Below are 13,306 nucleotides of genomic sequence, written 5' to 3'. Positions count from 1 at the left end.
GTAAGCCTGCCGCAGCCGCGCCGATCCCGCAGGTTCAGATCGGCTTGCCGTTCACCGTCACGTTCGTGAACTTGGCGTTGTCCACGTACTTCAGCGTGTTCGAGGTGTCGGACACGCCCGCAAACGTGGAGTTCACCACGGTCAGCCCGTGCACGTGGGCGCCGGAAAGCCCGCTGACGTCGAAGGTCTTGCCCGCGACCTTCGTGCTCGAGCAGTTGCTGATGGTGAACGGCCCGAACGACGGGACGTAGCTTCCGGTCTGGCTGTTGTACGTGGACGTCACGTACGCGAAGTTCCGCGCGAAGGTGCCGGCCACACTGTCGAGGTTGATGTTCTCCGAGAACCCGCCACGCAACGTGTTCGACTTGACGTACAGCGCGAACTTCGTGTCACCCTTCACGGTCAGCTTGTACGCGTAGACGTTGCGGATGCCGCCGGTCTGCTCGCTGCCGCAGGTGATCGCGCCCCAGTTGCCGTTCATCACGCAGTTCACGACGACCAGGTTCTGGCACGGGACGTTCACGCGGCGCCCGTCGGCGTCCCGGCCGGACTTGATCGCGATGTTGTCGTCGTCCGCGCCCAGGCTGCAGTTCGCGATGACGACGTGGTCACACGACTCGGGGTCGCAGCCGTCGGTGTTGGAGTGCGCGGTGCTGGGATCGGTGCTGACGCCGTCGACCGTGACGTTGCGGCACAACGTCGGGTGCAGCTGCCAGAACATCGAGTTCTTCAGCGTGACGCCCTGGATCAGCACGTTCTCGCAGGCGTACGGCTCGACGAACGTCGAGCGCATCGTGTGCCCGGAGCCGGGGACGACGCGTTTCTCCGGCGGGGTTCCCTTGGCCACCAGCGTGTCCAGGTACGCGCGGTCGCTGCCCTTGTTCCACGACGACGTCGCCGCCGCGTCGAGCGTGCCGCTGCCGGTGAGGGCGATGTTCTTCTCCCGGTACGCGTAGATCATCGGCGAGTGGTTGATGCACTCGATGCCTTCGTAGCGCGTCAGGACGTTCGGGAACTTCGACGCGTCCCCGCTGAACTTGAGCACCGCGCCCTTTTCCAGGTGCAGGTCGACGTTGCTCTTGAGGTAGACGGCGCCGGTGAGGAAGCTGCCCGCGGGAACGACCACGTGGCCGCCGCCGGCCGCGGCGCACGCGTCGATCGCCTTCTTGATCGCCGCGGTGTTGTCGGTCTTGCCGTCGTTCTTCGCTCCGTAGCCGGTGATCGGGAAGCTCCGGTCGGGGAAGGTGGGGATCGTGGTGTTCGCGACGATGTCGTTCGCCGCCGGCCACGGGAGCGGCGGGACGTCGACGCGGTACGAGCGCGGCGCCGCCGAGGCGATGCCGGGCAGCAGCGGCACCGCCGCCACCGCGAGCCCGCCTTTGATGAGCTGCCGCCGGGTGAACCTGCCGTCCATGGGCGCGTTCCTTCACGTGAAAGACCCTGTGCGACGGCGGAACCCCCGGTGTGGACCGTGGGCACGACGCACTCTAGGCGTGAACGCGGCTCCAGGTCCAGACCTGAGAACTCGGGTACGACCGGCGCGGGCCAAGACCGTCGTGAGTGAGAAACAGCGTTCTGGCCCTGTTTCTCACTCACGACCGGCCGCGGCGGAGTCGCTCAGGCCAGGTCGGGGCCCTTCGAGCGCAGGTCGTCGACCTTGCTCATCGCTTCCCGCAGCTCGCCCAGCCACGTGTCCGCGTGCTGGCCCACCAGGCGCACGGCCCACGCCAGCGCGTCCGAGCGGGAGCGGGCCACGCCCGCGTCCACCAGCGTGTCCAGGATCAGGCGCTCCGGCTGGCGCAGCCGGGTCATCACCGGGGCCGAATGCGTCGTGAACAGCGCGGTCGTGCTCCCCAGCTTCGCGCCCCACGCCACCTTGCGCTGGTAGCGGTGCTCCGCCTGACGCGCGATCTCGATGCGCTCGTCGCGCGTCTCCTCGCGGTAGCGGCTGATCCGGCCCTCTTCGGCGGCCGCGCGGGCCGCGTCGTCGGCGTACTCCTCGGTCAACGCGGGCAGCTCGCCGACCACGATGATCTCCTCGCGGTCGACCGTGATCTCCGGCGCGCCGGTGAACCAGCCGTCGGGCAGGCGCCCGCCGAACCAGGCCGCCGCGTCGTCCGCCGAGGGCACCTCGGCCTGCTGCCAGCCGCGGCCGCCCTTCCAGCCTCGTCCCATGACTCCACCTCCGCGATTACATGATTACAACGCTACTCACGCTACGCGGAAATCGAGCGGCTGAGCACGGCGTTCACCCAGGGCGATCAGAGCTGGGCGGCCAGCGCCTCGGCCGTCGTCACCGGCCGGTCGCAGACGTACCCGCGGCAGACGTACGCCGCCGCGGCACCGCCGACCAGCGGCCGGTCCGCCAGCAGCGGGACGCCCGGCGCATCCGGCTCGCCGGCCAGCACGATGCCGCCGCCGTGCACGCCCCGCGCCGCGGCCAGGCGCAACGCCGGATCCGCGCCGACCACCGCCACCTGCACCGGACCGGCCTGCAACGCCTCGGCGACCGACAGCCAGTGCCCGGCGAATCGCGGCACCCGCGCGGCCAGCACGCCGACCCGCCGCAGCGCCTGCTCCGCGGCCTCGCGGTACCGCGACGCGCGCTCGTGGCCGGCGAGCGCGGACGCTGTCAGCAGTGCGCCGGCCAGCGCCGACGCCCCGGCCGGGCTCGCGTTGTCGCCGGGGTCGGCCGGGCGCTGGACCAGCGTCTCGGCGTCGTCGGCGGTGTCGAAGTACGCGCCCGGGACGTCCGGGGACGCGAAGTGCGTCAGAGCCAGGTCGAGCAGCCGGGTCGCTTCGGTGAGCCACTTCGCCTCACCGGTCGCCTGGTGCAGTGCCAGGAACCCGTCGGCGACGCACGCGTAGTCCTCCAGCACCCCGGCCGACTCCCCGACGACGCCGTCGCGCGAGCTGCGCCGCAACCGGCCGTCGATGACGTGCACGCGCAGCAGCAGCTCGGCCGCGCCGACCGCCCACCCGATCCACTGTGGACGATCCAGCGCGACCCCGGCTTCGGCCAGCGCCGTGATCGCCAGGCCGTTCCAGGACGCGATCACCTTGTCGTCGCGGCCCGGCTGCGGCCGCTTCGCGCGTGCCTCCAGGAGCTTGACGCGCATCTCCTCCGGCAGCTCGCCGAAGAGGCGCAACGTCGACGCGCCTTCCTCGAACGTCCCCTCTTCGGTGACACCGAACAGTTCCGCCGCGGAGCCGTCGCCGAGCACCTCACGCAGCTGCGACGGCGTCCAGACGTACGTCAGGCCTTCGACGCCTTCGGTGTCCGCGTCCAGCGAAGACGCGAAGCCACCCTCAGGCGTACGCAGGTCCGAAGCGAGGAACTCCGCGGTACCGGTGGCGACGCGCAACGCCGTCGCCGAGCCGGTGCGGCGCCAGAGGTGAGCGTAGAACCTGAGCAAGAGAGCGTTGTCGTACAACATCTTCTCGAAGTGCGGCACGATCCACTCGGCGTCCACGGAGTACCGCGCGAAGCCGCCCGCGAGCTGGTCGTACAGCCCGCCACGGGCCATCGCCTCGGCGGTCCGGTCCACGAGAGACAGTGCTTCCGGAGACCCGGTCCGCTCGTGGTGGCGCAGCAGGAACTCCAGCACCATCGACGGCGGGAACTTCGGCGCGCGGCCGAACCCGCCGTTGACCGGGTCCGCCTCCTGCCGCAGCTTCGCGACCGCACCGGCGAGCACGGCTTCGTCCACAACGGACTCTTTCAGCGGCCCGGTCTGCTCGGCGATGTGCGCGACGATCTGCTTGGCGCCGTCGACCAGCTCGTCCGGGCGCTCCCGCCACGCCTCGGCGACGGCCGCCAGGAGCTGCCGGAACGACGGCATGCCCGGCCGCGGCGTCGGCGGGTAGTAGGTGCCGCAGTGGAACGGCTCGCCGTCCGGGGTCAGGAAGCACGTCATCGGCCAGCCGCCCTGCCCGGTCATCGCCTGCGTGGCGGCCATGTACACGGCGTCGATGTCCGGCCGCTCCTCGCGGTCGACCTTGATCGGGACGAAGTGCTCGTTCATCACGGCGGCGGTCTCGGCGTCTTCGAACGACTCGTGCGCCATGACGTGACACCAGTGGCATGCGGCGTAGCCCACGGAGAGCAGGATGGGCACGTTCCGCCGCCGCGCCTCGGCGAGCGCGTCGGGGCCCCACGGCCACCAGCCGACCGGGTTGTCCGCGTGCTGGAGCAGGTACGGGCTGGTCGCACTGGCGAGACGGTTCATGCGTCCAGGGTCGCACCCGGGAAAATCGGGCGCGCGGTCAGCGGCCGCTCCGCCACACTGGGCCGGTGCTGCTGACCATCACGACGACCCGGAACCCCGCCACCGACTTGGGTTTTCTCCTGCACAAGCACCCGGAGAAAGCGCAGTCGGTCGCGTTGTCGGCCGGGATCGCGCACGTCTTCTACCCGGAGGCGGCGCCGGATCGGTGCACCGTCGCGCTGTTCGCCGAGATCGACCCGATCGACCTCGTGCGCGGGGGCGGGACGTCGTTGACGCAGTACGTCAACGACCGGCCCTACGCCGGTGGCTCGTACCTCGCGGTCGCGCTGCGGGCGGCCTTCACGACGGCACTCGCGGGCCGCTGCGCCACGCGTCCCGACCTCGTCGACGAGCTTTTCGACCTGGAAGTCCGCGTGCCGTCGCTGTCCGCGCGCGGCGGGGCCGAGGTCGTGCACAAGCTGTTCGAGCCGCTCGGCTGGCGCGTTTCGGCGAAGCCGATCCCGCTCGACCCGCAGTTCCCCGAGTGGGGCGACAGTCGCTATGTCGACTTGACGCTCAGCGGCACCCACCGCGTCGCCGACGCGCTGCGCCACCTCTACGTCCTGCTGCCCGCGCTCGACGGCGGCAAGCACTACTGGGTCGGCCAGGACGAGGCCGACAAGCTGCTGCGCGCCGGCGACGGCTGGCTCGCCGGGCACCCCGAGCGGACGCTGATCACCAACCGCTACCTCGAGCGGCGCCGCCCGGTCGTCACCTACGCCCTCTCGCGGCTGGCCGAGGCGGACGACGTCCCGGCCGAGGCCGACGCGCTGGTCACCGAGGTGCCCGACCGGCCGGAGCCGCTGGCCACGCAGCGCCACGGCAGTGTGCTCGCCGCGTTGCGGGCCGCGGGCGCGCGGCGGGTGCTCGACCTCGGCTGCGGGAGCGGTGCGCTGCTGCGCGTCCTGGAGAAAGACCGGTCGTTCACCGAGATCGTCGGCGTCGACGTCTCCGCGAGCGCGTTGGACATCGCCGAGAAGCGGCTGAAGGACGGCTCGCGCGTCACGCTGCGGCAGTCCGCGCTCACCTACGCCGACCCGGCGCTGGCCGGATACGACGCCGCCGTGCTCATGGAGGTCGTCGAGCACGTCGACGAGGAACGGCTCCCGGCGCTGGAACACGCCGTGTTCGGGGTCGCGGCGCCGCGGACGGTACTGGTCACGACGCCGAACGCGGAGTACAACCGGCTGTTCGAGTTCCTGCCAATGGGGCATTTCCGGCACGCCGACCACCGGTTCGAATGGACCCGAGCCGAGTTCCGCGCCTGGGCGGACGGCGTCGCGACCCGGCGCGGCTACGACGTCCGGTATCTGCCGATCGGACCGGAGGACCAGGAATCGGGACCGCCGACCCAGCTGGCGGTCTTCACGACCGAAAAGGAGGTGGCCGCGTGAAGCTGACCGTCCCCGACATGGCGCTCGTCGTGCTCGTCGGCGCTTCCGGCTCCGGCAAGTCGACGTTCGCACGCACGCACTTCACGCCGACGCAGGTGCTCTCGAGCGACTTCTTCCGCGGGCTCGTCGCCGACGACGAGAACGACCAGTCGGCCTCGGCCGACGCCTTCGACGCGCTGCACTTCGTCGCGGGCAAGCGGCTCGCGGCTGGGCGGACGACTGTCATCGACGCGACGAACGTCCAGCGCGCTTCGCGGGCGAGCCTGGTGAAGCTCGCGAAGGAGCACGACGTGCTACCCACGGCTATCGTGCTCGACCTGCCGGTGAGCGTCTGCGCGGCGCGCAACGCGACGCGGCCCGACCGCGACTTCGGCGACCACGTGATCCGGCGGCAGCGCGGTGAGCTGCAGCGCTCGCTGAAGTCGTTGGAGCGCGAGGGTTTCCGGCGCGTGCACGTGCTGCGGTCCGAGGCCGAGGTGGCCGAAGCGGAGATCGTCGTCGAGCCGCTGCGCAACGACAAGCGCGGGCTGACCGGGCCGTTCGACGTGATCGGCGACGTCCACGGCTGCACGGCCGAGCTCGATGAGTTGCTGGCCGAGCTGGGCTACGTCGACGGCGTCCACCCGGACGGGCGGACCGCGGTGTTCGTCGGCGACCTCGTCGACCGCGGCCCGGACACCCCGGGTGTGCTGCGGCGCGTCATGGCGATGGCCGAAGCCGGGAACGCGCTGGTCGTCTGCGGCAACCACGAGCAGAAGCTGGTGCGCGCACTGCACGGGCGGAAGGTCAACGTCGCGCACGGGCTCGCCGAGTCGCTGGAGCAGCTCGGCGCGGAGAGCGAGGAGTTCCGCCGTCAGGCGCACGAGTTCTGCGACGGCCTGATCGCGCACTACGTCCTCGACGGCGGCAAGCTCGTCGTCGCGCACGCCGGGCTGCCCGAGCGGTACCACGGGCGCGCGTCCGGGCGGGTGCGGAGCATGGCGCTGTACGGCGACACGACCGGCGAGACCGACGAATACGGCCTGCCGGTGCGGCTGCCGTGGGCGCGCGACTACCGCGGGTCCGCGATGGTCCTCTACGGGCACACGCCGACGCTCGAGCCGGAGTGGGTCAACAACACGATGTGCCTCGACACCGGCGCCGTGTTCGGCGGGAAGCTGACCGCGCTGCGCTACCCGGAGCGCGAGGTCGTCTCGGTGAAGGCGCACCACGTTTGGTACGAGCCGTCGAAGCCGCTCGACGCGTCGCGGCCGCTCGGCGGGCGGGAGCCGGCGGTCCTGGAGCTGGGCGACGTCACCGGGAAGCGGATCGTGCAGACCGCGCACCACGGCCGCGTCGGCGTCTCGGCGGAGCAGTCGGCGGCGGCGCTGGAGGTGATGAGCCGGTTCGCGGTCGACCCGCGGTGGCTGGCCTACCTGCCGCCGACGATGGCGCCGTGCTCGACGTCGTCCCGGGAGGACTACCTGGAGCACCCGGAGGAGGCGTTCGCCGAGTACCGCGCGGCCGGCGTGCAGTCGGTGCTGTGCGAGGAGAAGCACATGGGCTCGCGGGCCGTGGTGCTGGTGTGCCGGGACGACGACGTCGCCTCGAAGCGCTTCGGCATCGAAGGTGGCGGCGCGGTGTACACGCGGACCGGGCGGCCGTTCTTCTCGGCGGAGCAGAACGCTTCGCTGCTGGCGGACGTGCGCACCGCGGCGGCCGGGCTGTTCGAGGAGCTGAACACGGGCTGGTTGCTGCTCGACGCGGAGCTGCTGCCGTGGAGCGCGAAGGCGGGCTCGCTGATCACGGACCAGTACGCGTCGGTTGGCGCGGCGGCCCAGGCAGCGCTGCCCGCGGCGGTCTCGGCCCTGTCGACGGCAGCCGCGCGCGGCATCGACGTCTCGGACCTGTTGCGGCGCACGGCAACCCGAGAGTCCACAGTGGAGTCCTACCGGGCCGCCTATCGGCGCTACTGCTGGCCGACGACCGGCCTGGACGGGGTGCGGCTGGCGCCGTTCCAGCTGCTGGCGTCCGAGGGAGCGGCGTACCACGAGCGGCCGCACTCGTGGCACCTCGCGCTGCTGGACCGGCTTACCGGCCCGCGCTTCCAGCGCACCCGGACGCTCGAGGTGGACCTGCTCGACGCCGCGTCAGTGGCTCGGGGCGTCTCGTGGTGGGAGGAGCTGACGGCGGCGGGCGGCGAGGGCATGGTCGTCAAGCCGGCGGCGAACCTGACCCGGGGGCCGCGCGGGCTGGTCCAGCCGGGGGTGAAGGTCCGCGGGCGCGAGTACCTGCGGATCATCTACGGACCGGACTACACGCTCCCCCAGAACCTGGAGCGGCTGCGCAAGCGCGGGCTCAACCGCAAGCGCATGCTGGCGCTGCGCGAGTACGCGCTGGGGCTCGAGGCCCTGGAGCGCAGGGCGCGGGGCGAGCCGCTGTGGCGCGTGCACGAATGCGTGTTCGCGGTGCTCGCGCTGGAGTCGGACCCGGTCGACCCGCGGCTCTGAGCTAGTCGGCCTTGGTGGCCGAGGAGTCCTTCGCGGGCTTCTCGGCCGCCTCCGGTTCGTCCTTCTCCGCGGCCTCGACCTCGGGCTTCTCCTCGGCGGCCGGCTCGTCGAAGCTGGCCGGGACGCGCTTGAGGTGCTTCGTCATCGAGCGGACGAGGAACGCCACCGCGATGAGGAACAGGATCAGCACGAGGAAGCCGACCGGGGAGGACTTGCCGAAGTCCTCCCCCTGCCCGCCGTTGTCGCCGTTGCCCGGTTGCTGCGTCAGGACCAGGGCCGACGCGGTCACCGGAAGCGCCACGCCGGCCGGCAGCGTCAAGCTCATGTACTCACCTTCTCCTTGATGCCGGCGAACAGGTCGTCCTCCGGCAACGTGCTGTCCACCAGCGACTTGACCAGCTCGTACTCCTCGGTCGGCCAGACCTCGCGCTGGATCTCCCGCGGCACCGCGAACCAGCGGCTGGTGGGGTCGATCTGCGTGGCGTGCGCCTTGAGCGCCTCGTCCCGCACCTCGAAGTATTCACCGCACTCGACGCGGGTCGTCACCCGCTCCATCACATCGGCCTTGTCCGGGTCCCACTTCGCGAGCCATTCGGTGTACGGCGACTCGAGCCCGGCCTTCTTGAGCGCCTCGTCGAACAGCACCATCCGGGACCGCGAGAAGCCGTGCATGTAGTAGAGCTTCAGCGGCTGCCACGGCTCGCCCGCGTCGGGGAAGCGGTCGGGGTCCGGCGCCGCGTCCCACGCCGCCATCGACACCTCGTGCGTGCGGATGTGGTCGGGGTGCGGGTAGCCGCCGTTCTCGTCGTACGTCGTGATGACGTGCGGGCGGAACTCGCGGATGACGCGCACCAGCGCCTCGGTCGACTCCTCGAGGGGCACGACGGCGAACGAGCCCTCGGGCACCGGCGGCAGCGGGTCGCCCTCCGGCAGGCCCGAGTCGACGAAGCCCAGCCAGCGCTGGCTGACCCCGAGGATCTTGGCCGCGCGGGCCATCTCCTCCCGGCGGATCTCCGGCATGTTCGCCAGCACCTCGGGTCGGTCCATGGCCGGGTTCAAGATGCTGCCGGCTTCGCCACCGGTGCACGTGACGACCAGCACCTCGTGCCCCTCGGCGGCGTAGCGCGCCATCGAGGCGGCGCCCTTGCTCGACTCGTCGTCGGGATGCGCGTGCACGGCCATCAGGCGCAGGCGCGGCTTGGCGGTCTTCGTCAGCTGGTCCACCATGCTGCGAACGACTCCTTCTCTACCCGTATTCCGCGACCCACCTGCGGGCCGCCCACCCAGCGGGCGGATACTCGAAGCCGTACCCGCCCCACCATTGTCCCCACGGGTACGACAAGAACGAGCAGGAGGCCCCGCGTTGGCAGGCGGACCGGCGGAAACGGCAGCGCCCGTGCTGCCCGAAGGCCGGTACGGCACCGCGCGGGCGAAGGCGCCCCGGCGCTGGCGGCGCTGGCTCTTCCTGGCCGTCGCCCTGCTGGTCAGCGGCGGGATCGCGTGGGTCGCCTACGTCAACCTGGGGTCCGCGCCGATCGACGCCGAGCGCGTCGCGTTCAGCGGCAAACCGGGCAACGCGATGGAAATCACCATCAACGTGACGCGGGACGACGACAACCGGGCGGGCGTCTGCATCGTGCGCGTCCGCGACAAGACCGGCGCGGAGAGCGGCCGCAAGGAGCTCCTGATCCCCGCCGGGGCGAAGTACAGCAGGATGAGCACGACGATCAAGAGCATCGGGGAACCGGTGACCGCCGACGTGTACGGCTGCTCGTACGACATACCAGACTACCTGTCAACCCCATAGCGGCCAACGGGGTGAACCGCGCGCCCAACGCCCACGGCGCGCGGAAATAACGGGCGTCGCCCTGTCGCGCCGTGATAGTCTGACCGTTCAGCACGGCCCACGACGGGCCGTGTTTTTCCTTTATCTCAGCCACGCGGGCACCTAGGCCCGCGTGGGCCGGCTTGAACACGCAAGCCTGGCAGGCCCGACGAGGAGATGGTGACCGTGAGCGACACCAAGGTGACCTGGCTGACCCAGGATGCCTACGACCGGCTCAAGCACGAGCTCGACGAAATGATCGAGAATCGTCCGGTCATCGCCGCGCGCATCAACGACAGCCGCGAAGAGGGCGACCTCAAGGAGAACGGCGGCTACCACGCCGCCCGTGAGGAACAGGGCCAGGCCGAGGCGCGCATCCGGCACCTGCAGGAGCTGCTGCGCTCGGCCAAGGTCGGCGAGGCGCCCGCGAACGACGGCACCGCCGGCCCGGGCAAGGTGCTCACCGTCCGTTACGAGGGTGACGACGAGGACGAGAAGTTCCTGCTCGCCACCCGCGAAGAGGGCGCCGAAGGCGACCTCGACGTGTACTCCCCCGAGTCGCCGCTGGGCAAGGCCCTGCTCGGCGCCAAGGAGGGCGAGTCGCGCGAGTACGAGCTGCCCAACGGCAAGCTGCAGAAGGTGACCCTCGTCAAGGCGGTTCCGTACACCGACGCCAAGTAGCGGCGCTAGCGTGTCTCCCAGGATCCACGTTCTGGGAGGACAGCGCTGTGAGCACGGAACCCATCTGCCAGGCCTGCGGCATGCAGTACGCCGTGGCCCGCGACGACTGCCCGGTCTGCGAGGACGAACGCCAGTACGTCCCGCAGTCCGGGCAGCAGTGGACGAACCTTTCCGCGCTCCGCGAAAGCGGCACGTACACGCCGCGCATCGAGGAGCAGGGGCGCGGCATCATCGGCGTCGGCTCGAACCCCGGCTTCGCGATCGGTGAACGCGCGCTGCTGGTGCAGGCGCGGTCGGGCAACTTCCTGTGGGACTGTGCCGCGTACCTCGACGACGCGCTGGTCCAGCAGGTCCGCGACCTGGGCGGCATCACCGGCATCGCGATCAGCCACCCGCACTACTACACGACGATGGTCGAGTGGGCGCACGCGTTCGACGTGCCGATCTACCTGCACGAAGGCGACCAGCAGTGGATCGGCCGGCCCGACCCGGCGGTGAAGCTGTGGTCCGGCACCACCCTCGACGTCGCCGACGACCTGCGGCTGATCAACCTCGGCGTGCACTTCACCGGCGGCACGGTGCTGCACTGGCCGGACGGCGAGGACGGCCAGGGCGCGCTGCTGTCCGGCGACATCGTGCAGGTGATCCCCGACCGGACGCACGTGGGCTTCATGTACAGCTACCCGAACCTGGTCCCGGAGCGGCCGCACATCGTCCGCCGGGCGGCGGAGCTGCTGGCCGGCTACCGGTTCGAGGCGATCTACGGGGCCTGGTGGGACGCGATCGTGCGCACCGACGGCTTCGAGGTCGTCCAGCGGTCGGCGAAGCGCTACCTGGCCCAGGTGGTCGACGAACGCTGACGGTCAGTCCCGCGCGGTCCGCTCCAGCAGGGGGCGGACCCGCGGTGGCACCGGGGTCGACAAAGCGATCGACGTCGACGTCCGCAGCACGTCCGGGACCCCGACCACCTTGTCGATCACCCGCTGCAGGTCGTCGTTGCCCCGCGCCACCATCCGGACGAACAGGTCGCCCTGGCCGGTCGTCGCGTGCACCTCGCACACCTCGTCGATCGCCGAAAGCGCTTCCGCCACCTCCGCACGGCGGCCCTGGGCGATCTCCAGCACCGCGAACGCCGTCAGGCCGTACCCCATCGCCGCCAGGTCGAGCTCCGGCGGGAAGCCGCCGAGGATGCCGCGCTCGGTGAGCCGGTCGAGGCGCGCCTGGACCGTTCCGCGCGCGACGCCCAGCCGGCGCGCGCACTCCAGCACCCCCAGGCGCGGGGAGTCCGTGAGCAACAGCAGCAGTCGCGCGTCCAGCGCATCCAGGTTCTCCGGCATGCACAGATTGTCCACGATGACGGTCGATGTCCGGCAGACACCCGGCAGATTGTCCAGTGAAAATTCGGACCATTGCGCACCTTGCCTCACAGGATGATCCTTCGAGGTATGACCCAGACTGCCGAACCCCAGGGTGCGCTCGACGACGTCAGCTACGACCAGCTGCGTCAGCTCGTCGGGCTCGTGGACCACGACGCCTCGACCGACCCGTTCCCGGTCAAGGCCATGGACGCGGTGATGTTCATCGCGGGCAACGCCACCCAGACCGCCTGGTACTACCAGATCGCGTTCGGGATGCAGCTCGTCGCGTACTCGGGCCCCGAGACCGGCGACTTCGAGCGCAAGTCCTACGTCCTCAAGTCCGGCTCGGCCCGGTTCGTCATCACCGGCGGCGTGCGGCCGGACTCGCCGCTGCTCGACCACCACCGCAAGCACGGCGACGGCGTCATCGACCTGGCGCTGGAGACCACCGACGTCGACAAGTGCGTCGAGCACGCCCGCGCGCAGGGCGCGACCGTCCTCGAGGAGCCGCACGACGTCTCCGACGAGCACGGCACCGTGCGCGTCGCCGCGATCGCGACCTACGGCGAGACCCGCCACTCGCTGGTCGACCGCTCGCGCTACACCGGTGTCTACCTGCCCGGCTACGAGCCGCGCGAGAGCACGATCAAGCGGCCGGAAGGCGCGCCGAAGCGGCTGTTCCAGGCCGTCGACCACTGCGTCGGCAACGTCGAGCTCGGCAAGATGGACTACTGGGTCGACTGGTACCACCGCGTCATGGGCTTCGTGAACATGGCGGAGTTCGTCGGCGACGACATCGCCACCGAGTACTCGGCGCTGATGAGCAAGGTCGTCTCGAACGGCAACCACCGGGTGAAGTTCCCGCTGAACGAGCCCGCCGTGGCGAAGAAGAAGTCGCAGATCGACGAGTACCTCGAGTTCTACGGCGGCGCGGGCTGCCAGCACATCGCGCTGGCGACCAACGACATCATCGCGACGGTCACCGCGATGCGCGCCGCCGGCGTCGAGTTCCTCGACACCCCGGACTCCTACTACGACGACCCCGAGCTGCGCGCCCGGATCGGCAACGTCCGCGTGTCGATCGAGACGCTGAAGGAGCACAGCATCCTGGTCGACCGCGACGAGGACGGCTACCTGCTGCAGATCTTCACCAAGCCGATCGGCGACCGCCCGACCGTCTTCTACGAGCTGATCGAGCGCCACGGCTCGCTCGGCTTCGGCAAGGGCAACTTCAAGGCGCTGTTCGAGGCGATCGAGCGTGAACAGGAGCGCCGCGGGAACCTCTGACACA

The 13,306-nt window shown here is 70.7% G+C and carries 12 protein-coding genes; 6 read left to right on the top strand and 6 right to left on the bottom strand.

All coding sequences use genetic code 11. From position 1 onward, the window contains the following. Positions 1–34: 34 nt before the first annotated feature. The 3 genes from OG738_RS17755 to OG738_RS17745 form a co-directional block, all read right to left on the bottom strand. Complete coding sequence (locus OG738_RS17755; RefSeq protein WP_329055281.1) at positions 35–1,414, bottom strand: glycosyl hydrolase family 28 protein; 1,380 nt, start codon at positions 1,412–1,414, stop codon at positions 35–37. A 203-nt stretch (positions 1,415–1,617) separates the two neighbouring features. Then, complete coding sequence (locus OG738_RS17750) at positions 1,618–2,175, bottom strand: hypothetical protein (RefSeq protein ID WP_329055279.1); 558 nt, start codon at positions 2,173–2,175, stop codon at positions 1,618–1,620. Positions 2,176–2,261: 86 nt separating this feature from the next. Continuing rightward, complete coding sequence (locus tag OG738_RS17745; protein ID WP_329055277.1) at positions 2,262–4,229, bottom strand: thioredoxin domain-containing protein; 1,968 nt, start codon at positions 4,227–4,229, stop codon at positions 2,262–2,264. Positions 4,230–4,294: 65 nt separating this feature from the next. Between OG738_RS17745 and OG738_RS17740 the strand changes: the two genes are divergently transcribed. Next, positions 4,295–5,662, top strand: a complete 1,368-nt coding sequence (locus OG738_RS17740) for a 3' terminal RNA ribose 2'-O-methyltransferase Hen1 (RefSeq protein ID WP_329055275.1) — start codon at positions 4,295–4,297, stop codon at positions 5,660–5,662. Then, positions 5,659–8,151 carry a polynucleotide kinase-phosphatase gene (locus tag OG738_RS17735; protein WP_329055273.1) on the top strand — a complete coding sequence of 831 codons (2,493 nt, stop codon included), beginning with the start codon at positions 5,659–5,661 and terminating at the stop codon, positions 8,149–8,151. Before OG738_RS17740 ends, OG738_RS17735 begins: the two co-directional genes overlap by 4 nt. 1 nt (position 8,152) lies before the next feature. Here the strand turns inward: OG738_RS17735 and OG738_RS17730 are convergent, their stop codons facing one another. Continuing rightward, positions 8,153–8,476: a hypothetical protein gene (locus tag OG738_RS17730; RefSeq protein ID WP_329055271.1), complete on the bottom strand. Its 324-nt coding sequence runs from the start codon at positions 8,474–8,476 to the stop codon at positions 8,153–8,155. Beyond that, positions 8,473–9,378, bottom strand: coding sequence for a mycothiol conjugate amidase Mca (mca, locus tag OG738_RS17725; RefSeq protein WP_329055269.1), 906 nt, complete (start codon positions 9,376–9,378; stop codon positions 8,473–8,475). The genes OG738_RS17730 and mca overlap by 4 nt, the downstream gene beginning before the upstream one ends. Before the next feature lie 136 nt (positions 9,379–9,514). Between mca and OG738_RS17720 the strand changes: the two genes are divergently transcribed. From OG738_RS17720 to OG738_RS17710, 3 genes are all read left to right on the top strand, one after another. Then, complete coding sequence (locus tag OG738_RS17720) at positions 9,515–9,958, top strand: DUF4307 domain-containing protein (protein WP_329055267.1); 444 nt, start codon at positions 9,515–9,517, stop codon at positions 9,956–9,958. A 195-nt stretch (positions 9,959–10,153) separates the two neighbouring features. Beyond that, entirely contained in the window at positions 10,154–10,657 is a 504-nt protein-coding gene (greA, locus tag OG738_RS17715) for a transcription elongation factor GreA (RefSeq protein WP_160696254.1), read from the top strand. A gap of 47 nt (positions 10,658–10,704) precedes the next feature. Then, a complete protein-coding gene (locus OG738_RS17710) occupies positions 10,705–11,517 on the top strand; it encodes an MBL fold metallo-hydrolase (protein WP_329055264.1) in 813 nt (270 codons plus the stop codon). A gap of 3 nt (positions 11,518–11,520) precedes the next feature. On the opposite strand, the gene OG738_RS17705 is transcribed toward OG738_RS17710, so the two are convergent. Next, the gene (locus OG738_RS17705) at positions 11,521–11,994 is read right to left on the bottom strand and encodes an Lrp/AsnC family transcriptional regulator (RefSeq protein WP_329055262.1); all 474 of its coding nucleotides are present in this window, start codon (positions 11,992–11,994) and stop codon (positions 11,521–11,523) included. 108 nt (positions 11,995–12,102) lie between these two features. Between OG738_RS17705 and hppD the strand changes: the two genes are divergently transcribed. Continuing rightward, a complete protein-coding gene (gene hppD / locus OG738_RS17700; protein ID WP_329055260.1) occupies positions 12,103–13,302 on the top strand; it encodes a 4-hydroxyphenylpyruvate dioxygenase in 1,200 nt (399 codons plus the stop codon). The last annotated feature ends 4 nt before the right edge of the window (positions 13,303–13,306 follow it).

It is taken from the genome of Amycolatopsis sp. NBC_01488, assembly GCF_036227105.1.
Lineage (GTDB): Bacteria > Actinomycetota > Actinomycetes > Mycobacteriales > Pseudonocardiaceae > Amycolatopsis.
The sequence above is the reverse complement of the archived record's forward strand: the minus strand, read 5'-3'. Positions and strand labels throughout refer to the sequence as shown.

Excerpts from the sequence above, each read along its gene's own strand:
- OG738_RS17755 (WP_329055281.1), bottom strand. The coding sequence starts at position 1,414 with ATGGACGGCAGGTTCACCCGGCGGCAGCTCATCAAAGGCGGGCTCGCG.
- OG738_RS17750 (WP_329055279.1), bottom strand. The coding sequence starts at position 2,175 with ATGGGACGAGGCTGGAAGGGCGGCCGCGGCTGGCAGCAGGCCGAGGTG.
- OG738_RS17745 (WP_329055277.1), bottom strand. The coding sequence starts at position 4,229 with ATGAACCGTCTCGCCAGTGCGACCAGCCCGTACCTGCTCCAGCACGCG.
- OG738_RS17730 (WP_329055271.1), bottom strand. The coding sequence starts at position 8,476 with ATGAGCTTGACGCTGCCGGCCGGCGTGGCGCTTCCGGTGACCGCGTCG.
- mca (WP_329055269.1), bottom strand. The coding sequence starts at position 9,378 with ATGGTGGACCAGCTGACGAAGACCGCCAAGCCGCGCCTGCGCCTGATG.
- greA (WP_160696254.1), top strand. The coding sequence starts at position 10,154 with ATGGTGACCGTGAGCGACACCAAGGTGACCTGGCTGACCCAGGATGCC.
- OG738_RS17705 (WP_329055262.1), bottom strand. The coding sequence starts at position 11,994 with ATGCCGGAGAACCTGGATGCGCTGGACGCGCGACTGCTGCTGTTGCTC.
- hppD (WP_329055260.1), top strand. The coding sequence starts at position 12,103 with ATGACCCAGACTGCCGAACCCCAGGGTGCGCTCGACGACGTCAGCTAC.